Below are 19,530 nucleotides of genomic sequence, written 5' to 3'. Positions count from 1 at the left end.
TTGCTCCGTATTCGGATCATAGATCCCGGACAGCTCAATTCGCCAGGAAAGTCGTAGATTTGGGCCGAATTGGCTTCCGGGATGACATCTGAGAAATGAACCGGATTTCGAAAGCCCCTAAGCCGCCTTCTCGGCGATCTCCGCAATGATCCCGGCGATCTTCTTCGCGCCGCGAAGCCGCGCCTTTTCGTCGGCCCAGTCCTGACGGAAGACGAGTTTCTGGTCCGGGCGCAGCTTCACGTCGAGCGGCGAGCTTCCGATGAACGCGACGAGTCCCGCCGGATTGGCGAAAGCCTCGTTGCGGAAGGAGATGACCGCGCCTTTCGGCCCGGCGTCGATTTTGGCGATGCCCGCCTTGCGGCAGGTCGCCTTGATGGCGACGGTTTCGAGGAGTTGTTCGACCTCGCTCGGCATCCTGCCGAACCGGTCCACAAGCTCCGCGCCGAAGGCGTCGATCTCTTCCTGGGACGTCACATCGCCGAGGCGGCGGTAGAGCGCCATGCGGACATCGAGATCGGTGACGTAAGTTTCCGGGATCAGCACCGCGGCGCCGATATTGATCTGCGGCGACCACTGATCGTCGCCCGCATCGCCGCCCTCGCGCAATTCCGCGACCGCTTCCTCCAGCATGTGCTGGTAAAGCTCGACGCCCACTTCCTTCACCTGGCCGGACTGTTCCTCGCCAAGCAAGTTCCCCGCGCCGCGAATGTCGAGATCGTGGCTCGCCAGCGTGAACCCGGCGCCCAGCGTGTCGAGGGATTGCATCACTTTGAGGCGGCGTTCGGCGGCGTCGGTGAGTTTCTTGCGCGCGCTGGTCGTCAGATACGCATAAGCGCGCTGCTTCGAGCGCCCGACGCGTCCGCGCATCTGGTAAAGCTGGCCGAGGCCGAACATGTCGGCGCGGTGGATGATGATGGTGTTCGCCGTCGGAATGTCGAGACCGGATTCGATGATGGTTGTCGAAACGAGCACGTCGAATTTGCCTTCGTAAAAGGCGGTCATGATGTCTTCTAGTTCGCCCGACCCCATCTGGCCGTGGGCGATCTTGAATTTCAGCTCCGGCAAATCCTCGCGCAGAAATTCCGCGATGTCCTGGAGATCGGAAATGCGTGGCGCGACGTAAAAGCTCTGCCCGCCGCGATAATGCTCGCGCAGCAAGGTCTCTCGCGCCACCACCGGATCGAAGGGACCGACGGTGGTCCGCACAGCAAGCCGGTCCACCGGCGGCGTCGCGATCAGCGAGAGATCGCGAATGCCGCTCATGGCGAGCTGAAGCGTGCGCGGGATTGGCGTTGCGGTGAGGGTTAAAACGTGCGTGTCGGCGCGGAATTCCTTGAGGCGTTCTTTATGCTTGACGCCGAAATGCTGTTCTTCGTCGACAATGACGAGGCCGAGATCGCGGAACTTGATGGTCTTCTGTAAGAGGGCGTGCGTGCCGATGATGATGTCCACATCGCCGCTCTCAAGCCCTTCCTTCGCCGCCTTGACGTCTGCGGCGGAGACCATTCGCGACAACTGCGCGAGCTTTAACGGAAAGCCTTTGAAGCGTTCGGTGAAGTTCTTGTAGTGCTGGCGCGCGAGCAGCGTCGTCGGCGTGATCACCGCGACCTGCCGGCCCGTCATCGCCATGATGAAGGCGGCGCGCAGCGCCACTTCCGTCTTGCCGAAACCCACATCGCCGCAGATGAGGCGGTCCATGGGCTGGCCCTTCGCCAAATCCTCGATGACGTCAGCGATGGCGTTTTCCTGGTCTTCCGTCTCCGCATAGGGAAAGCGCGCGCAGAATTCGTCATAGGTCCCGGTCGCCGGCTCGACCGCATCGGCGTGACGCATGGCGCGTTTGGCGGCGATGGAGATGAGCTCTTCGGCCAGCATCTTGATGCGCGCGCGCATCTTCGCCTTGCGGCCCTGCCAGGCGGCGCCGCCGAGCTTGTCGAGCTGCACGCCGGAATCTTCCGAACCGAAGCGCGACAAGAGGTCGATATTCTCGACCGGCAGGAACAGCTTGTCGCCGCCGTGATATTCAAGATGCAGGCAATCGTGCGGCGCGCCCTGCACTTCCAACGTTTTGAGGCCCTGATAGCGCGCGACGCCGTGATCCACATGGACGACGAGATCGCCAACCGAAAGGCTCGAGGCTTCGGAAAGGAAATTCTCCGCACGCTTCTTCTTGCCCCGCCGCACGAGGCGGTCGCCGAGAATGTCCTGTTCTGAAATGAACGCCGCATCCGGGGTTTCGAACCCGCTTTCAAGGCCCAAGACCGCCGCGACCATGGGCGCGGACGCGGTTTTGACGCTGCGCCAGTCTTGCGCGACCGGCATTTCCTTCGCGCCATGATCTGAGAGCACGGTTTTCATCCGGTCCGCCGAGCCTTCGGACCAGCAGGCGATGACGACTTTCTTCTTGGCGGCGATCAGATTTTTGGCGTGGGCGTTCACCGCATCGAAGACATTGATGTTTTCCGCGGCGCGTTCGGCGGCGAAACCGCGGCCGACTTTCGCGCCGAAATTAAAGGCGCGGATGTTTTCCGGCGGCGAGAACGGCGACAAGGGCCGCAGGCGCACGGTGAACATGCGCTCTTTCCATTCGTCTTCGCTCAAGTAAAGCGCGTCTGGCGGGAGCGGACGGTAAGCGGGCGCGGCGAAATCGTTATTGCGCGGCTTTCTCGCTTCGGCGTCTTCGGCGCGCGCGTCGTAATGATCGCGAATGGAATTGAGGCGTTCTTCGGCGGCCTCTTCGCCCAGATGGTCGATGAACACCTGTGCGCCGCCGATGAAGTCGAACAGCGTGTCCATGCGCTCATAGAAAAGCGGCAGCCAGTGTTCGGCGCCGGCGTGAGAGCGCCCGGCGCTCACCGCCTCGTAAAGCGGATCGTCGCCCGCCGGGCCGAATGTCGCCACATAGCCCTTGCGGAAATGGGAGACGGTCTCGTCCGACAGCAGGATTTCGCTGGCTGCGGCGAGGGAAAAGCCGGAAAGCTGATGCGTCGTGCGCTGGGTCTCCGCATCGAAGGCTCTGACGCTTTCAAGACTGTCCCCGAAAAAATCGAGGCGTACTGGCTCTTCCCCGCCCGGCGGAAAGATGTCGACGAGCCCGCCCCGCACCGCAAACTCGCCCGGCTCGCGCACGGTCGAGGAGCGCGCATACCCGTTGGCGCTCAGATAATTCACAAGCGCGTCCATCTCCATCACGGCGCCCGGCGCCAGCGACAAAGCGGCGTTTTCGATGATCTCTTTGGGCGGTGTTTTCTGGACGGCGGCGTTCACCGATGCGACGACGATAAAGGCGCCCTCTCCGCGCCGCTGGATCGCGGCGAGCGCGGCCATGCGGTTTGACGACACCGCCGGCGACGGCGACACACGATCGTAAGGCAGGCAGTCCCAGGCCGGATATTCGATGACGGGAATGTCGGGGGCGAAGAATTTCAGCGACTGGACCATCGCCGCAGCACGGGTTCCGTCGCGGGCGATGTGCAGGACGAGCCCGTTCGTCGCGCGCGCAGCCTCGGCGACGGCCATGGCGTCGGCGCCTTCCGGCGCGCCGAAAACATCGAGACGGCCTTCGGTTTTCCAGGCGGTCTCGGCGCTGATCGCCGCTGTGCCTGAAACCATTGTTTTTTCGCCGTCCGCCGCCGCCATTTTCAAAAATTCCTCAACGCAAAATGCGCGGGACGCCGATTTGGCGGCCCGCGTTGAGGAGGTGATGTAGGCGGGCGCGGGCGCGATTGCAATGAAGAACGCGCCGCCGGCAGCCCGCGAAAAATAGGTAAGCAATCCTCGAAAATTACGGGTCCCCTCCCATGCGCCGGGGGCCGCGGGCCATTAGCATTCAAACCGTAGTGTATCTTGATGGGAGGGGGGCCAGATGTCCCGAATGTTGCGTATTTTCATGTCTCTCGCCATGCCCTGTGCAATGGCGGGCTCAGTGTTCGCTTTCGGCGGCTTGGCGCCAGCCCGGGCGACGCCGCTGAATATCGGCGCGAGCGTATCCATAAATACGGATCTGCGGGTCAACGGGGGGATCGTGTCCGATGACATCACCCCTACGTTAAGTGTTCTGACAGCGCTGACCGGCGGCGTCGATAGCGCTGTGGACGATGGATCCGCCGTTAACGCGGCGGACAGCTTCAGCCAGGTTGGAAATCCTTTCACCGATCCGCCTACCCCATTCATCGCGACGGCTTTCGATGAAACCGTTCAGCCGGATGGCGACCGGGCGCGCGGTTTCTATTATATCGAATCGACAATAACGCCTGATGACAATCAGAAACCGGCGGTGCTTGACCGGACGCTAACAAGCACTGCGGAACTCGATTTCGCGGATGTCGATACCGACGCCAGCGCTGCAAGCTCGTTCGAGTTGGGGCGGGATCTGGTCCTGACGAATACAAGCGATATGACGGCGTATGCTTTCTCGATCTCCACCGGCTTTGACTACGATCTGGCTGCGTCGGCCGATGCGCTCGGCTCTCAGTCGATCGCCGAAGCTGTCTTCACTCTCTCTTTCATCACAAGCGGGACCGTGTTTCTTAGCGATCCTGCGGCGCTCCTCCAATCGAACATGATCGATGATTCAGATCCAGGCGTTTCAGCCACGCAAAACCTGGTTACGAGCAACGCGCTGTTTGACGGCGTCCACTATAGGGCCAGCGTTTCCGCAACGGGGACCGGCGCGCCGACCGAGGCGTCGCTGTCGGCTGTCGGCCAGTTCTTATTTTCGGTGATGATGGCGCCCGGCTCGAGCCTGCGGCTCAGTTTCTTCCAATCAGAGAACACGATGACGAGCTATGTGGAGCCGCCGGTTTCAGAGGTTCCGCTTCCCGCATCTGCGCTGCTCTTCCTTGGCGGACTTGGCGTGTTCGCCGGCGCCAAAAAACGGCGCGGTCGCCCGGTGCTGTAAGCGGGCGCGCTGGCTTAGGCGCTGAGCGCGGCGTCGCGGAATTTGCGCCGCTCGGCGCTGGCGCCGTCGCTTACAGTCCGCAGCTTGTGCACCATGATATCGGTTTCGCATGCAATCTGATTGCGCCCTTTGGCCTTGGCGAGATAAAGCGCTTCGTCGGCGCGGGTCATAAGTTCCCGAAGCGCCTCGCCGGGCTGGCGCATGGCGACGCCAAAGCTCGCCGTGACGCGATAGGCGCCTGCATCCGCATCGCCATTATCGACCCGCAGGGCGGCGAAATCGCGCCGTATGGCTTCGGCGACGTCCCTCGCGGCGTCCAACGGCTCGCCGACAAGCAGCATGGCGAACTCCTCGCCGCCGATGCGTCCGGCGAAGCGGCCGTAATCGGCGTATTGGCCCAACAGCGCGCCCATTTCCGCGATCACCATATCGCCGAAAGCATGGCCCTTGGCGTCATTCAGGCGTTTGAAATGATCGATGTCCACGAGAATGACAGTGATGAAGCCGTCTTTGCCGCCGCCCGCTTCAAAAATCGGCTCCGCCGCCTCTTCGAAGCCGCGGCGATTCAAAAGACCGGACAGGCGGTCGGTGGCGGACCGCTGCTCGAGATCGGAAACGATCTCGCTCGAAAAAGCGACGAGAAGCGTCATGCCGAGGACGACCGCGCAGGCGCCGACGACGAATTGCAGCACCATCAGGAAGACCGGAAGATCGAACGTCTCCGCCGTCATGCCGCCGGAGAAGTAAGCGACCAGCAAGGGCCGCGCGAAACATTGAAACGCGCCGACGGCGCAAAGCCAGAATACGGCCTTGTCGATTTTCCGCGGCATGTGCTTGCGGATCAGGAAAAGCCCGAGACCGAAAATGACGCCGCAGCCGAAATTCGCCGCCAGCGACGAGCCCCAGCCATAGCCGAATGTAAGGTAACACCAGCTGTAGACGGCCATATGCGCCGCCAACACGGACCCGAACAGCCGCCATGGCGCATGCCCGCGGTAATGCAATGTCAGCGCGGCGGAAAAAAGCATCGCCGTGCCGGCGTAGATGGCGGTGATGGGGATGGAGCCGATCAGGTGGAGCCCGGCCTGCGCGAAAATATCGACGATAAAGGCCGCCGCGCCGACAACATAGGATAAGGCCAGAAGCAGCACGGCCCGCGAAGGGCGGATGGCGTGAATGCAGAAAAATCCTGCTGCGAACAACAGGAAGATCAGCGGATTCATGAACTGAAAATACGCTTCCGCCTGCACCTTGACCCGACTTGCTTGACTTCGACCCGTCTTCCCTTGCTCCGCTCCTAGCGAATAATTCGTAACGCCCGGTTAGTTTTGAAGGGAAATTTGCGCCAAGGTTAACAAGCTCTGAAAAGGACAAAGCCTCATAAGACGGCGTCAGCCGCGCGGGATCTCGAAGGCTTTCAGCTTGTCGAGCACCGTTCCTTCAAGATTAGCCGGCGCGGCGGCGTTTCCCGTAGCCCAGGCGTAAAGCTCGCGGTCGTTCTGTTTTAAAAGCGCTTCGAACTGGTCGAGTTCGCCCTCGTCCATCTCGCCAAGATGGGCTTTCGCAAAGCCGCCGATCAGAAGGTCGGCTTCTTTGAAGCCGCGATAGGTCGCAAGGTAAAGGAGGCGCTTGCGGCGGGTGTCGATGTCCTGGCTCATGATTGCGGCGCCGTCAGATTGCGGATGATAGCGATGATCGTCTCGGTTTCGGCGTGATGCAAGGCGTGGCCGGTCTCCGGCAGCAACGTCAATTGCGCGCCGCCGATGTCTTCGGCCAGTCTTTTTGAATGGCGTTCGGGGCTGACGGTCTTGTCACCCGTTCCCGTCACGATCGCCGTCGGCAGCGTCAACGCGCTATAGCGATCCTGCTGGGCGACGATCTCGGCTTTCAGATTGGCGAGATCGGCGGCGTTGGCCTTGAAATCCGATGCGCGGAACAACAGCGCGAGACCGGTGTCCTCGGCGTAGTTTTCCGGCGGCGCATCGGGCGCGAAAGACCCGGCGACGCCGCTTTGCGCCGCGAGTTGACCATAGACGGGAATGACCAGCCGGCGCAGCAAGACGCCGGCCACCGGCCACTGCGAAACCTTGTTGTACCAGGCGACGCGGCCCGGCCATTCATGGCTCACCGCCGCGAGCAGAACGAGCCCGCTCATCTCGTCCTGATAGTCGAGCGCATACCGAAGCGCGACCGCGCCGCCGAGGCTCTGACCGACGACCACCGGCTGTTCAACGCCGAGCATGTCGACGGCGCCTTTGATCAGCCGCGCCTGCACGCCGAGCCGATAGCCGCCTTCGGGCCGGGAGGAATAGCCGCGGCCCGGCCGGTCGATGAGGATAACCCGGCGGTTTTCGGCGAGCCGGTCGCCAAGCGCCAGCTTCATGTCGCGCATATTGACGCTGGCGCCATGGATTAAAACCAGCGGCGGCTCTGCGCCGTCTCTCGGTCCCATGTCGAGCACATGCAGACGCTCGCCGTCGATGTCGACAAAAGCGCCGAGCGCGGGCGCGCGTTTTTCCGCATTCCACGTCGCGCATCCCGAAAGGCCCAGGACAAGAGCCAGAAGCGCGAGGGCGGCGACGAGCGTCATGCGCGATCGGGCGCTCACATCTCGCCCGGCGCGGCGGTGACGATGGGATGGAAATCTGCGGCCTTAAGGCTCGCCCCGCCCACAAGCGCGCCGTTGACATTGGTGACGGCGAGAATTTCCTTCGCATTGCCGGGCTTCACCGAGCCGCCGTAAAGCAGCCGCGTTCCTTGCGGCGTTTTCGAGCGGATGAAGTCGTGCATTTCCGCGATGTCGTCGATGGTCGGCGTCAGCCCTGTGCCGATGGCCCAGACCGGTTCGTACGCGACGACGAAAGGCTCGCCGGTTTCGGGCAGCGAACCTTCGAGCTGCGCGCCGACGATCTCGAGCGCCTTGCCCGCTTCGCGCTGGTCTTTGGTTTCGCCGACGCAGACGATCGGCGTCAGCCCGGCGCGGAACGCGGCCTGCGCCTTGGCTTTGACGACAGCGTCGGTTTCGCCGTGATCGGCGCGGCGTTCGGAATGGCCGACAATCACAAAGCCCGCCCCCGCATCGGCCAGCATTTCGGCGCTGATGTCGCCTGTATGGGCGCCGTTCGCCTCGGGGTGGCAGTCCTGTCCGCCGATCTGGATCGCCTCGTCGGAATATCTGGCGGCGAAGGCGGCGACCAGCGTCGCCGGCGGGCAGATGAGGACGTCGCGGTCGTCCGGCGCCGAGCCGCCCAGCAGACGGATCAGCGCGTCGATTTCGGCGCTTGCGGCGGCAAGGCCGTTCATTTTCCAGTTCCCGGCGATCAGCGGTTTCATGGGCCTTGCGCTCCCCTCTTAAAATTCAGGCGAAATCGCCGTCGAGGTAAGCGATGGCGGCGGGCCTGTCCAGCCGCGCCGGCAGCCGTCTTGCGCGCAAAAGGGCGGCGCCTCAGTTTGCCTTCGCCCTTCGAGACAGCCCCACTTCTTCATCCTGAGGAGCAAGCCGAAAGCTTGCGTCTCGAAGGACGAAGGAGTGGGGCCCCTCAGGATGAAGGCAAACTGAGGCGCCGCCTCCAAAGGACCGCCCTTGCCCATCGTCGAGGGCCCCACTAGGTTACGCGCCAATTTCGAATCGCGGCCCTTCTGGGCCCAGAAAAACAAGGCGGTATCAATGCTTAGTCAGGTTCGCGGCGTGCTGAAGGGCGCAGTCGCCTGGGTGATCATCATTCTTCTGATCGCGGCCTTCGCCTTGTGGCAGGTGCCGAGCATCACCCAGCTGATGTCGAACGCCACGGTCAAGGTCGGCGGCGAGAGCTTTTCTCAGAACTATGTCAGCAACGAGTTCGACCGCAGCTTCCAACGCGCGGTGCGCGAATCCGGCGGCGGCTACACCCGCCAGCAGGCGATCGCCAGCGGCCTGCCGGCCCAGGTCGTCGACCGCATCGTCACCCAGTCCGCGCTGTCGCAATATACGGAAAAAATGAATCTCGCCCTGCCGCGCGAAGCGATTGCGGAATATTTAAACGAGACCGAAATGTTCCAGAATCCGGCGACCGGCCAGGTTGACCGCGCCACGCTGGAATCGCTCTTACGCCAGAACGGGCTGACGGTCGCCGCCTTCGAACAGATCCTGCGCGAGGACCTGACCCGCAGCCAGCTTGTGGAATCGCTCGCCGCTTCGACGCCGGCGCCGCGCGGCCTTATGGAGCCCATGATCCTGCGCGAGGTCGAGCGCCGCCGCATCGCCTATCTCACCGTGACGGACGAGATGGCCGGCGTTCCCGCCCAGCCGACCCCGGACGACCTTCAGGCCTTCTACGAAGACAATGCGGAGCTCTTCACCGCGCCCGAATACCGGACTTTCGATCTTCTCGTCCTGCGCGACGAAGATTTCCGCAAGGATCTCGAGGCGCCGGAAGAGGAAATGCGCCGGCTCTACGAAGCCGGCAAGGAGCGCCGGTACAACACGCCGGAGCGGCGCACGATCTATCAGATCACCTATGAGACCGAAGCCGAGGCGCAGGCCGCCGTCGCCGATCTCAATCAGGGAAAACCGTTCGAAGCGCTGGCCGTCGAAAAAGGCATGACGCTTGACGGCGCCACATACGAGAACGCCCGCAAGCGCGACATCCTCGATCCGGCTGTCGCCGACGCCGCTTTCGCCGACGGGCTCGAGCCGGGCGCCGTTTTAGAGCCGGTGCGCAGCCTTTTCGGCTGGACCGTGGTGCAGCTCGTCGACGTGACGCCGGGCGAAAGCCGCAGCTTCGAAGAGGTGCGTCCCGAACTCGAAAAGGCCTATCTCGATAATGACGTCAGGAGCCGCATGCAGGACGCCATCGACGAAATCGAGGAAGTGCGCGACACCGGCGCCGGCCTCGCCGAAGCCGCCGACGCGGCCGGTTTCGAAGTCGAGACCGTCGGCCCCGTGGACCGCGTCAGCTTCGCGCCCGGCGGCGCCATCATCGACAAGGTCCCGGGCGAAGCGCTGGCCGAAGCCTTCGCGCTTGACGAAGGCGAACAGAGCGAAGCCCTGCCGCTCTCGTCAGACGACGGCTATTTCTTTGTCGACATGCATGAAATCAGGACGCCCGCGTTGAAGCCTTACGCCGATGTCGAAGACGACGTCCTCCGGCGCTGGCGCGACAAGGAGCGGCGCGCGCGCATCGCCGGGACCGTCGCTGCGATCCGCGAGGAAGTCGCCGCCGGCAAAAGCTTCGAGGAGGTCGCCGGCGAGTTCGACCGTGCGCCGATCGTGGAAATCATCGACCGGCGCTTCCAGAACGACGTCATCAATGAAGACTTCAATGACAAGATCTTCTTCACCGAGCTTGGCGGGCTCGCCTCGGCCCCGGTCGGCGCCGGCGGCGCCCAGGCGGTCGCGGAGGTGCGTGAAATCGGTTTCAATCGCAGCGCCGTGCCGCCCGCTGCGCAAGAGCAGCTCGCGCAGCTTGTGGGCCGCCAGATCGACCAGGAGCTGATCGAGGCCTTCATCAACGCCATCCGCGAGGATTACGGCGTCAAAATCAACCAGTCGCAGCTCGAGGCCCTGTTCTCGGACAGCTACTAATCCGGGCCGCAAGCCCTTCCCCTGCTGAGCTTTTGCGACGGACCGACAGCGCGGCGCGATAAAAATGCGCGCCTTTCGCCCGCAAACCGGCTTACACTGCCCCGCAAATGCGCCCGCCGGCCGGCGGGCGCTCATTTTCATGAAGGGGCACGATCCATGCTGAAATCGTTGAAACTGGTCCTCGCCGCGACAACGGCGCTCGCCGTTCTTCCCGCCGCCGGGGCTTACGCGCAGGAGCCTGCGGACGCCGCCGAAGCCGCGCAGACCGAAGACGAACGCCTCGCCGCGTTTTTCGAAGACATCTTCCAGCGCAATCTCGCCGAAAGCCCGATCCTGCAGGCTCAGATCGGCATGAAGACCGAGCGCTATGGCGAGTGGGACGATTTTTCCGACGCCGAAGCGATCCGCCAGAACGAGGATGTGAAAAACGACCTCGCGCGCCTGCGCGCCGATTTCGATTACGACGCGCTGTCGGAAAAGATGAAGGTCAGCTACCGGATTTTCGAGTTCCTGCAGGAACGCGCGCTCGCCGACTTCCCCTACCGGTTTCACGGCTACGCCTTCTCGACCATGAACAACCCGGCGACCTTTCCGGCGACGTTCCTGCAGAACGTACATAGCGTGGACGATGTCTCCGACGCCGAGGCCTATATCTCGCGCCTTGAAAAGCTCGACCCCGCGATCGACCAGTTGATCGAAGGGATCGACATGGCCGTCGAGCGCGGCGTCGTCCCAACCTCTTTCTCTTTCGATCCGGTGCTGAAAGACAGCGCCAACATGATCAAGGGCGCGCCCTTCGACGACAGCGGCGAAGACAATGCGATCTATGCGGATTTCAAGACTAAAATCGATGCCCTTGAAATCCATAGCGCAGCAAAGGCAAGGCTTTTGTCCGAAGTGGAAGCTGCGCTGACAGGCCCTTATAAATCCGCCTATGAAAATTTTATCGCCAAGGTGGAAAGCTTGCGCAACCAGTCGCCAGGGCCGAACGGCGTCTGGGCGCTGCCCGAAGGCGACGACTATTACCAAAACCGGATCGCGTTCTGGACCAGCGAGAAAGACCTTTCCGCAGCCGAGATTCACAAGATCGGCCTGAAAGAGGTCAAGCGCATCCGCAAGGAAATGAAGAACGTCATGAAAGAGGTCGGCTTTGACGGCTCGCTCGCTGAGTTCTTCGACTATCTGCGCACCGACCCGTCGAATTTTTTTCCGAATACGGAAGAAGGCCAGCAGGCTTATCTAGACCAGTCGAAAGCTTATATCGACGCGATCTACGCCGACGTCGACAAATATTTCAACATTCTTCCCAAGGCCCCGCTCGAAGTGCGCAAGGTCGAGGAATGGCGCGAGGAAACCGCGCCCATCGCTTTTTACAACCGCCCTTCTCCGGACGGCTCGCGGCCCGGCATCTATTACGTCAATCTGAAAGATATGACGAAAAAACAAAAGCACGAGATGGAAACCGTCGCCTATCACGAAGGCGCGCCCGGCCATCATTTCCAGATCGCGATCCAGCAGGAGCTGACCGGCGTCCCGACTTTCCAGAAATTCGCTTTCTTCGGCGCCTATACCGAAGGCTGGGGCCTTTACGCCGAACGGCTGGCGAAAGAGGAAGGCCGCTTCACCGACCCGATGCAGGATTTCGGCCGGCTGCAAAACGAGATGCTGCGCGCCTGCCGGCTCGTCGTCGACACTGGCGGCCATTCGAAGAAATGGACGCGCGAAGAGATGATCCAGTTCATGCTCGACAACAATCCGATGACGGAGGAAGACGCAACGAAAGAGGTCGAGCGCTATCTCGATCTGCCCGGCCAGGCCCTCTCCTACAAGATCGGCATGATGAAGATCCTTGAACTGCGCGCGAAAGCCAAAAAGGCGCTCGGCGACAAATTCGACATTCGCGACTATCACGACGTCGTCCTGAAAAACGGCGCCGTGCCGCTGCCGATCCTCGAAGAGATGGTCGACGCCTATATCGCCGAGAAAAAGGCGTCTTAATAAGCGTTTTGCGGTAAAGGACTTAAAGGGCGCTGCAGCGCCCTTTTTATTTCATTTGACGCGCCCCCCGCACAAGCCGGCGCCGTTCATGACCTCATGGGCGCAAGCGCCGGCGGCGGGCGCCAGGATAAGGCCAAACGCGCATGCGGGGATGAAATTTAATGAATTAAATTTCGTCCCCGTCTTTGCCCGCCGCTTTATGATGGGGCGGTGAAGACGTCCGGAAGCCGGCGGCGCGCCGCCAGGCTTATGGAAGAAGGAAAGAAACCCCGCCCCCCGTGAAACATTTTTACGCAAATGGCGCCAAATCGGCCTGAAAGCCAGGAAAGACGCCAATCAGAGAGATCGAAAGAAGGAAATTACGCAAATTGTTTCACGGAAAAAGACCGGCGGCGATCCGTCCGTTTACGAGTCCCCACGCTTTAAGCGTGGGGTCCACGGGGCCCTCGCTGGACGCCACGGTCAAGCCGTGGCGAGACGCAGGCAGATGGCATTTGAGAATTTTGCCTGCCTTACAGCCGCAAAGACGGCGCGGCGGCGAGCGCTTTGGGTTTCGCGTTTTCATGAATGGTCTTGAGCGCGCTTGCATAGACGAGATCGAAGCCGCGCGCCGGCGCGCTTGTCAGCCAGGGTCCGAGCACGGCGAGCGTTTCTTTGCGCGGATGGCCGATGGCGACCGCATAGCCGGTTTTGCGGGCGATGCGTTCGGCGAGCGCGAGCTGGCTTCTGACCGCCTCTTCGCTGCCTGCTTCGGCGTCGAGGAAAACGTCGCGCGCATAAACGTCGAGCCCGAGCTCCCGGGCCGCGCGGCGCGCCGCCGTGTCGGGCGTCGTCACGGAGTCGAGAAAGAAGACGCCTTTATGATCGAGATAGCCGAGCAGGGTTTTCATCGCCGCAATGTCGGCGGTGAGTTTAGAGCCCATATGATTGTTGACGCCGACATAGCCGTCGAAGCGCCCGAGATTCCAGTCGAGGGCGCGCATGAACTCCGCGCCGGTCATGAAGGAAGTGAGCGCATGGGGCCCCGGATCTTCGACGCCTTCCGGCTCCATGGGCAAATGCAGCATCAATTCGCCGCCGGCGTCATGGGCGGCCGAGGCGATCTCGGCGACATCGCGCCCGTAAGGCAGGAAAGAAAATGTCAGCGGCCCGGGAAGTTCCAGCGCCTTTTCGCTCGCCTGCCGGTTGATCCCCATATCGTCGATGATGATGACGATTTTCGGCCGGATCGCCGACTGCGTTTGGTAGGCGCGCCCGTAAGCGCGCAATGTGCCGGTCGGCGGGGTCAGCCGCTCCGGCGCCGGTTCGGACAGGATCTCGGCCACGATCCGGTCGCGCTCGGCGAGAAAGGCGTCTTCGGGCTCGGCGGGCTGGGCGGTTTCGCTCGTGCTTTTCGCCGTCGCGCGCGCGCCGCGCTCGCCCATATAGGCGGAAATCGCGCCCACGGCGACGCCCGCAAAGGCGATGGCCACGGTCGCGATCAGCCCGGCGTTTCCCGCCCGGGGGGCCGAAAGCCGGGGCTTTCCCGCCCTGATTTTGCGCATTCGCAACATGCCCGCGCTCTGCAAGCCATTTCCTCGCCGCCTTCATATGCTTGCGCCTCTGGCGGGCGGCGTTAAACCAAGAGTGAAACTGAGCAATATTACTGATTCTCCCGACAATGATCCTCCTGATCGACATAACGCGCCAAATGCCTCACGCCGCCGCCGGCAAAGGAGCCGCCCGCCGGTCATGAGCGCCTTCACCCCCCACCTTTCCCGGGCCGTCTCCGGCGCCCCCCTGGCGCCTGCGGAGATGCGCGCCGCCATGGACGCCCTCTTCGCCGGCGAAGCCAGCGACGTTGAAATCGCGGGCTTTCTTTCCGCGCTCCGGGCGCGGGGCGAAACCGTGGCGGAAATCGCGGCGGCGGCCCAGGCGATGCGCGATCACGCGGTCAAGGTCGAGGCGCCCAAAGACGTCATCGACACCTGCGGCACCGGCGGCGACGGCGCCGGCACCTACAATATTTCCACAGCCGCGGCGCTGATCGCGGCGGGCTGCGGCGTCCGCGTCGCCAAGCACGGCAACAAGGCCGCCTCGTCGAAATCCGGCTCGTCGGAAGTGCTGGAGTCGCTCGGGGTGAAGCTTGACATCGCTCCGGAGCGGATCGCCGCGTGCATCGAGGAAGCTAATGTCGGCTTCATGTTCGCCGCCCTCCACCATCCGGCGATGAAGCATGTGGCGCCGGTGAGGAAGGCGCTCGGCGTCCGGACCCTGTTCAATGCGCTGGGCCCCCTTTCCAACCCGGCGGGCGCGACGCGGCAGGTAATGGGCGTCTTCGACCGCGCGCTCGTGCGCCCCATCGCGGAAGTCATGCCGCATCTCGGGGTGACGCGCGCCTGGGTCGTGCATGGAAGCGACGGCCTCGACGAGCTGACGACGACGGGCCCGAGCCATGTCGCTTCGCTGGAAGACGGCGAGGTAACGGAGTTCGAGGTAACGCCGGAAGAGGCGGGACTGGCGCGCGCGAAGCCGGAAGACCTCGCCGGCGGCGATCCGTCGGAAAACGCCGCCGCGCTGTGGCGCCTGCTCGAAGGCGAAAAAAGCGCCTATCGCGATATTTCGGTTCTGAACGCCGCGGCAGCGCTGATCGTCGCCGGCAAGGCGGACGCGCTCGACGCGGCGGCGCGGCTTGCGGAAAAGTCCATCGACACAGGCGCGGCCAAGGCGGCGCTCGAAAACCTCGTTGCATGCTCGAACAGGCGCAAATGACCATTCTCGACGACATCATCGCTTACAAAAAGAAGGAAGTCGCCGCCGCGAAAGCCGCGACGCCCCTCGCCGCCATCGAGGCGCTGGCGAAGGAGCAGCCGCCTGTGCGCGGATTTCGACGGGCGCTGGAGAAAAAAGCCGCGGACGGCTATGCGCTGATCGCCGAAGTAAAGAAGGCGAGCCCCTCCAAGGGGCTCATCCGGGCCGATTTCGACCCGGCGTCCATCGCCAAGGCCTATGAGGAAGGCGGCGCGGCCTGCCTGTCCGTTCTGACCGACGGGCCGAGTTTTCAGGGCGCGCCGGAATTCCTGATCGAGGCGCGGGCGGCGACGGCGCTGCCCGCCCTGCGCAAGGATTTCATGATCGATCCCTATCAGGTTGCGGAAGCGCGCAGTTGGGGCGCGGATTGCATTCTCCTCATCATGGCCTGTCTCTCCGACGATCAGGCGAGCGAGTTGCTGGCCGCCGCGAAGCCATGGAATCTCGATGTGCTGGTCGAGGTCCATGACGAAGACGAGATGGCGCGCGCTATTAAATTGAATGTTGAGCTTATTGGTGTAAACAACCGGAATCTTGCGACTTTTGAGACCTCACTTCTGACGACATCGAGGTTGGCGGCCCTCGCCCCGCCCTCGGCGCTTCTGGTCAGCGAAAGCGGCATCGGGAGCCATCAGGATCTTGTCACGCTCGCCGGCTATGGCGCGAAGGCCTTTCTCGTCGGCGAAAGCCTAATGCGCCAGGAAGATGTAAAGGCCGCAACAAAAGCGCTCCTTCACCCTGTTTCCATTGCTTAATTCAACGCCAGGCATTGACGGGGCATAAGAACAACCATAGAACATCGTTGTCGTTTTGTTCCTTTGTCGTTTCGGGCGTGCAAACAGCCCTGCGTTGAAAGAGCGGACGGCTTCCCGCGCCTGGCGCGAATCCCGGCCCGGCACAGAAAAGCCGGCCGACGAAAGAAGAATCGAGGGCGGAAATGCTCACTAAGAAGCAACATGAACTGCTCGTTTTCATTAACGACCGGCTGACCGAGACCGGCGTTTCCCCGTCTTTCGACGAGATGAAAGAGGCGCTCGATCTGCGCTCGAAATCCGGCATTCACCGGCTCATCACGGCGCTGGAAGAGCGCGGCTTCATCCGCCGCCTGCCCCATCGCGCCCGCGCCCTGGAAATCCTGAAAATGCCCGAAGGCGCGAAAGCCGATCCTGCGCCCGCCCCGGCGCAGCGGGGTTTCAAACCGGCCGTTGTGGACGGCGATTTCAAGCGCCGCCGGCCCGAGATCGCGCCTCGCGCCGCCGCGCCCGCCGGCGCCGGCTCGGTGGACCTGCCGGTGCTCGGCCGCATCGCCGCCGGCACGCCCATCGAGGCGATCCAGCACGAGGTCGACCGGTTCAACGCCCCCGACGCGCTCATCGGCAAAGGCGATCACTACATCCTCGAGGTGCAGGGCGAATCGATGATCAACGCCGGCATCCAGGACGGCGACTATGTGATCATCAAGCGCTGCTCCGATGCGGAGAACGGCGCCATCGTCGTGGCGCTCGTCGACGACGAGGAAGCGACCCTGAAGCGCCTCCGGCGTAAAGGCGCCTCCGTCGCATTAGAGGCGGCTAATCCCGATTTCGAAACCCGCATCTACGGGCCCGACCGCGTCGCGGTTCAGGGCAAGCTTGTAGGGTTGATGCGAAGCTACCACTAGCCGCCCCGCGTCCAGGGTCGGTCGCCGCGGATTTCATTCGCGGTCTTCACGACGAGATCGCCATTGCGGCTGGTCCACACCGCATGCGCGCCGCGCCGCCAGACCGAACGCCGGTCGATGAGATACGCCTTGCAGGCGCGCCAGTCTTCAGGACTTGCGGGAAAGAAGGCGACCACAAGGTCGGCGCGGCCGCAGTCTTCCGCGAGGCTTATTTTGTCTTGCGTGAAAGCGGCGATAACGGCGCTTCGGTCTTCCACTGCGCCCTGGCAGCCGCCTTCGTCGCAGGCGAGAATTTCGGTCATGCGTTCGGGCCGCGCCTTTTCCGGATCGAGCCCCGCCGCCTCTTCCCACAGGCTCGCCGCGAACCGCTCGCGCCGTCTTGAGTGGACAAAAAGCGCCGGCGCGCCCTCGCCTTTGCCGGCGATGACGCCCGCATTGAGACCGGTCGGCGAGACGAAGAGCACCGGCGGTCTTGCGCCGGCGACGAACAGCGCCGCCACGGGAATGGCGGCGAGCCCGGCGAGCCGCCAGGGCGCGCGCGACAGGCACAGCCACAGGCCGCCGGCGCTCAGCGCCAGCATCGCCGACAAGGGCCATTGCGCCGTCACCGACACCGCGCCCTGCAGTCCCGCCACCCAGCCGGCGATGTCGAGAATGCGCTCCATCCACCAGGCCGCTGCGCGCCAGGCCCATGCGTCGAGCCCCAACGGCGTCAGCACCAGCGCGAGGATCGCGAACGGCACGACGAAAAATCCCATGATCGGCATGGCGGCGATATTGGCGGGCAGCGAATAAAGCGCCACGCGGTTGAAATGAAACAGCGCGTAAGGCGCCGTTGCGAGCGCCGCGATGACGTCCGTTATGGCAAGCCCCGCCGCATAGCGTTTAATCAGGGCGAACAAGGAGAAGTGACGGTCGGGGTCGGCGCGCGCGCCCATCCATTCATAAGCGGCGATCAGCGCCGTCACCGCCGCGAAAGACATCTGAAAGCCGGGGCTGAATAGCGCTTCCGGCGTTGTCAGCAAAATGATGATAGCGGCGACGGCGACGTTTCTGAGCGATAGCGCACGCCGGTCGACGAGGATCGCCGCAAACATGATCGCCGCCATGATGAAGGCCCTGCGCGCCGACCATCCGCCTCCGGACAGAATGAGATAAAAAACGCCGGAGGCGAGCGCCGCCGCAGCCGCCCATTTCTTGATCGGATAGCGCAGGGCGACCGGCTCGAACGCCGCAAGCCCAAAGCATGAGTAATCGGGCTTGGCGCCCAGCGGTCAGGCTCCTGTGGCAAGGTCAGTTTTTGACCTGCAAGATGGGAGATGAAGATGAAATACTACGTTGGATTGGATGTTGCGCTGCGTTCACTGGCGCTTTGCGTCATTGACGCCGACGGCAAGATTGCTCTCGAACGAGCGTTGCCATGCGAAATTAAAGACGTCGCTGATTGCATTCGTGATTTTGGCAAGCCCGTCGAAATGATTGGTTTTGAAGCCGGCACAATGAGCCAGCATCTATTCCACGGGCTGGTCGCTGAGGGTTTTGAAGTTGTTTGCATGGAGGCGCGCCAGGTGAGCGCCGCTCTGTCCGCCATGCGTAACAAGACTGACAAAAATGATGCGCGCGGCATTGCGCAAGTCGTCCGGTCCGGCTGGTACAATCCGGTTCACATGAAAAGCCGTTCCAGCCATTGTGAACGAGCGCTTCTCACCAGCAGAAAAACAATCCTTCGCAAATGCCTGGATCTGGAAAACGAAATCCGTGGTCTGTTCAAGGCCTTCGGCATTCGATTGCCGAAGGCGATAAAGCGGTACAACTTCGCCAAGCAGGTGCGGCCCATCATCGAAGCTGACGAAGGCTTGTCACATGCGTTGTTGCCGGTGCTTGATGCTCATGAAACATTGCTGGTCATCTTTGTGGAACTGGATCGACGAGTAAAGACGTACGCACGAAAAGACCCCGTTTGCACCCGTCTCATGACGGCGCCGGGCGTTGGCGAAATTACGGCGCTGAGCTTTAAGGCGGCTATCGATGACCCGACGCGGTTTAAATCCTCCCGCAATGTTGGCGCACACTTCGGGCTTACGCCAAGACGCTTTCAATCCGGCGAGATGGACAATCATGGCCGAATATCCCGCGCGGGAGATGAAGGCGTTCGAGCTAATCTTTATTCGGCGGCAAACTCACTGCTGACACGGTCACGCAATCCATCGAGGCTCAAGTCATGGGCTATGAAATTGATGCGTAGCAAAGGTCGACGTAGAGCAACCGTCGCGCTTGCCCGCAAACTCGCGGTCATCCTGCATCGCATGTGGGTTGCCGGGACAGACTTCCGATGGAACGCTACGGAGGTAACTGCATGATCTAAAACCTCACCCCGTTCCATCGGGATCGTCCTCACTTGGACGAGGTTGGTGGATGAAGCCGATTATGTCTGCTGCGCCTTATAATAAGCGCGACTCAAAGCGAGGCTCTCCACAAACCAATCCGGCACATGCATGCAGCCGCTTTTCATCTTACGAAGCGAACAGACTGCGGAGAGAAGCGTGACCCAAGTGAATACGAAACCGCGGAAAACTAAATTTGGAGCTTGACTGGACCCGCCGATTAGAGAAGCGGACA

15 protein-coding genes are annotated in these 19,530 nt (G+C 62.4%); 7 read left to right on the top strand and 8 right to left on the bottom strand.

Annotated features, from left to right (window positions below; genetic code table 11):
* Positions 1-117: 117 nt before the first annotated feature.
* Positions 118-3,612: a transcription-repair coupling factor gene (mfd, locus tag CW354_RS20560; protein WP_104832386.1), complete on the bottom strand. Its 3,495-nt coding sequence runs from the start codon at positions 3,610-3,612 to the stop codon at positions 118-120.
* Positions 3,613-3,865: 253 nt separating this feature from the next.
* On the opposite strand from mfd, the gene CW354_RS20555 reads away from it, so the two are divergent.
* Positions 3,866-4,900, top strand: coding sequence for a VPLPA-CTERM sorting domain-containing protein (locus CW354_RS20555; protein WP_108723970.1), 1,035 nt, complete (start codon positions 3,866-3,868; stop codon positions 4,898-4,900).
* Positions 4,901-4,914: 14 nt separating this feature from the next.
* Here CW354_RS20555 and CW354_RS20550 read toward each other — a convergent pair whose 3' ends face one another.
* The 4 genes from CW354_RS20550 to tpiA all read right to left on the bottom strand — a co-directional run bounded on the left by CW354_RS20550 (position 4,915) and on the right by tpiA (position 8,233).
* The gene (locus tag CW354_RS20550; RefSeq protein ID WP_133162404.1) at positions 4,915-6,123 is read right to left on the bottom strand and encodes a GGDEF domain-containing protein; all 1,209 of its coding nucleotides are present in this window, start codon (positions 6,121-6,123) and stop codon (positions 4,915-4,917) included.
* A 168-nt stretch (positions 6,124-6,291) separates the two neighbouring features.
* On the bottom strand, positions 6,292-6,558 hold the full coding sequence (locus CW354_RS20545) for an FAD assembly factor SdhE (protein WP_104831989.1): 267 nt from the start codon (positions 6,556-6,558) through the stop codon (positions 6,292-6,294).
* Positions 6,555-7,508, bottom strand: coding sequence for an alpha/beta fold hydrolase (locus tag CW354_RS20540; protein WP_133162403.1), 954 nt, complete (start codon positions 7,506-7,508; stop codon positions 6,555-6,557). The genes CW354_RS20545 and CW354_RS20540 overlap by 4 nt, the downstream gene beginning before the upstream one ends.
* A complete protein-coding gene (gene tpiA, locus CW354_RS20535; protein ID WP_104831987.1) occupies positions 7,505-8,233 on the bottom strand; it encodes a triose-phosphate isomerase in 729 nt (242 codons plus the stop codon). The genes CW354_RS20540 and tpiA overlap by 4 nt, the downstream gene beginning before the upstream one ends.
* Before the next feature lie 334 nt (positions 8,234-8,567).
* Between tpiA and CW354_RS20525 the strand changes: the two genes are divergently transcribed.
* Positions 8,568-10,463, top strand: a complete 1,896-nt coding sequence (locus tag CW354_RS20525) for a peptidylprolyl isomerase (protein WP_104831985.1) — start codon at positions 8,568-8,570, stop codon at positions 10,461-10,463.
* 156 nt (positions 10,464-10,619) lie between these two features.
* Positions 10,620-12,461, top strand: coding sequence for a DUF885 domain-containing protein (locus CW354_RS20520; protein ID WP_104831984.1), 1,842 nt, complete (start codon positions 10,620-10,622; stop codon positions 12,459-12,461).
* Positions 12,462-12,973: 512 nt separating this feature from the next.
* Here the strand turns inward: CW354_RS20520 and CW354_RS20510 are convergent.
* Positions 12,974-14,005: a divergent polysaccharide deacetylase family protein gene (locus CW354_RS20510; RefSeq protein ID WP_165793880.1), complete on the bottom strand. Its 1,032-nt coding sequence runs from the start codon at positions 14,003-14,005 to the stop codon at positions 12,974-12,976.
* Positions 14,006-14,192: 187 nt separating this feature from the next.
* On the opposite strand from CW354_RS20510, the gene trpD reads away from it, so the two are divergent.
* From trpD to lexA, 3 genes are all read left to right on the top strand, one after another.
* Positions 14,193-15,212, top strand: a complete 1,020-nt coding sequence (trpD, locus tag CW354_RS20505; protein ID WP_104831981.1) for an anthranilate phosphoribosyltransferase — start codon at positions 14,193-14,195, stop codon at positions 15,210-15,212.
* Positions 15,209-16,006, top strand: a complete 798-nt coding sequence (trpC, locus tag CW354_RS20500) for an indole-3-glycerol phosphate synthase TrpC (protein ID WP_104832385.1) — start codon at positions 15,209-15,211, stop codon at positions 16,004-16,006. The genes trpD and trpC overlap by 4 nt, the downstream gene beginning before the upstream one ends.
* 182 nt (positions 16,007-16,188) lie before the next feature.
* Positions 16,189-16,911 carry a transcriptional repressor LexA gene (gene lexA / locus CW354_RS20490; RefSeq protein WP_104831979.1) on the top strand — a complete coding sequence of 241 codons (723 nt, stop codon included), beginning with the start codon at positions 16,189-16,191 and terminating at the stop codon, positions 16,909-16,911.
* Here lexA and CW354_RS20485 read toward each other — a convergent pair.
* Positions 16,908-18,182, bottom strand: coding sequence for a ComEC/Rec2 family competence protein (locus tag CW354_RS20485; protein ID WP_104831978.1), 1,275 nt, complete (start codon positions 18,180-18,182; stop codon positions 16,908-16,910). The two genes, lexA and CW354_RS20485, sit on opposite strands and share 4 nt — an antisense overlap.
* A 54-nt stretch (positions 18,183-18,236) precedes the next feature.
* On the opposite strand from CW354_RS20485, the gene CW354_RS20480 reads away from it, so the two are divergent.
* Positions 18,237-19,271: an IS110 family RNA-guided transposase gene (locus CW354_RS20480; protein WP_104828498.1), complete on the top strand. Its 1,035-nt coding sequence runs from the start codon at positions 18,237-18,239 to the stop codon at positions 19,269-19,271.
* 65 nt (positions 19,272-19,336) lie between these two features.
* Here CW354_RS20480 and CW354_RS23760 read toward each other — a convergent pair.
* Positions 19,337-19,530: hypothetical protein (locus CW354_RS23760; protein ID WP_207764630.1), on the bottom strand; the 194-nt coding region annotated here is incomplete at its 5' end.

It is taken from the genome of Hyphococcus luteus (genome assembly GCF_002943565.1).
GTDB lineage: Bacteria > Pseudomonadota > Alphaproteobacteria > Caulobacterales > Parvularculaceae > Hyphococcus > Hyphococcus luteus.
This window is presented reverse-complemented; position numbering and strand designations above follow the sequence as displayed.

Excerpts from the sequence above, each read along its gene's own strand:
- lexA (WP_104831979.1), top strand. The coding sequence starts at position 16,189 with ATGCTCACTAAGAAGCAACATGAACTGCTCGTTTTCATTAACGACCGG.
- CW354_RS20545 (WP_104831989.1), bottom strand. The coding sequence starts at position 6,558 with ATGAGCCAGGACATCGACACCCGCCGCAAGCGCCTCCTTTACCTTGCG.
- trpC (WP_104832385.1), top strand. The coding sequence starts at position 15,209 with ATGACCATTCTCGACGACATCATCGCTTACAAAAAGAAGGAAGTCGCC.
- CW354_RS20510 (WP_165793880.1), bottom strand. The coding sequence starts at position 14,005 with ATGCGCAAAATCAGGGCGGGAAAGCCCCGGCTTTCGGCCCCCCGGGCG.
- CW354_RS20550 (WP_133162404.1), bottom strand. The coding sequence starts at position 6,123 with ATGAATCCGCTGATCTTCCTGTTGTTCGCAGCAGGATTTTTCTGCATT.
- mfd (WP_104832386.1), bottom strand. The coding sequence starts at position 3,612 with ATGGTTTCAGGCACAGCGGCGATCAGCGCCGAGACCGCCTGGAAAACC.
- CW354_RS20520 (WP_104831984.1), top strand. The coding sequence starts at position 10,620 with ATGCTGAAATCGTTGAAACTGGTCCTCGCCGCGACAACGGCGCTCGCC.
- CW354_RS20480 (WP_104828498.1), top strand. The coding sequence starts at position 18,237 with ATGAAATACTACGTTGGATTGGATGTTGCGCTGCGTTCACTGGCGCTT.
- tpiA (WP_104831987.1), bottom strand. The coding sequence starts at position 8,233 with ATGAAACCGCTGATCGCCGGGAACTGGAAAATGAACGGCCTTGCCGCC.
- CW354_RS20525 (WP_104831985.1), top strand. The coding sequence starts at position 8,568 with ATGCTTAGTCAGGTTCGCGGCGTGCTGAAGGGCGCAGTCGCCTGGGTG.
- CW354_RS20555 (WP_108723970.1), top strand. The coding sequence starts at position 3,866 with ATGTCCCGAATGTTGCGTATTTTCATGTCTCTCGCCATGCCCTGTGCA.
- trpD (WP_104831981.1), top strand. The coding sequence starts at position 14,193 with ATGAGCGCCTTCACCCCCCACCTTTCCCGGGCCGTCTCCGGCGCCCCC.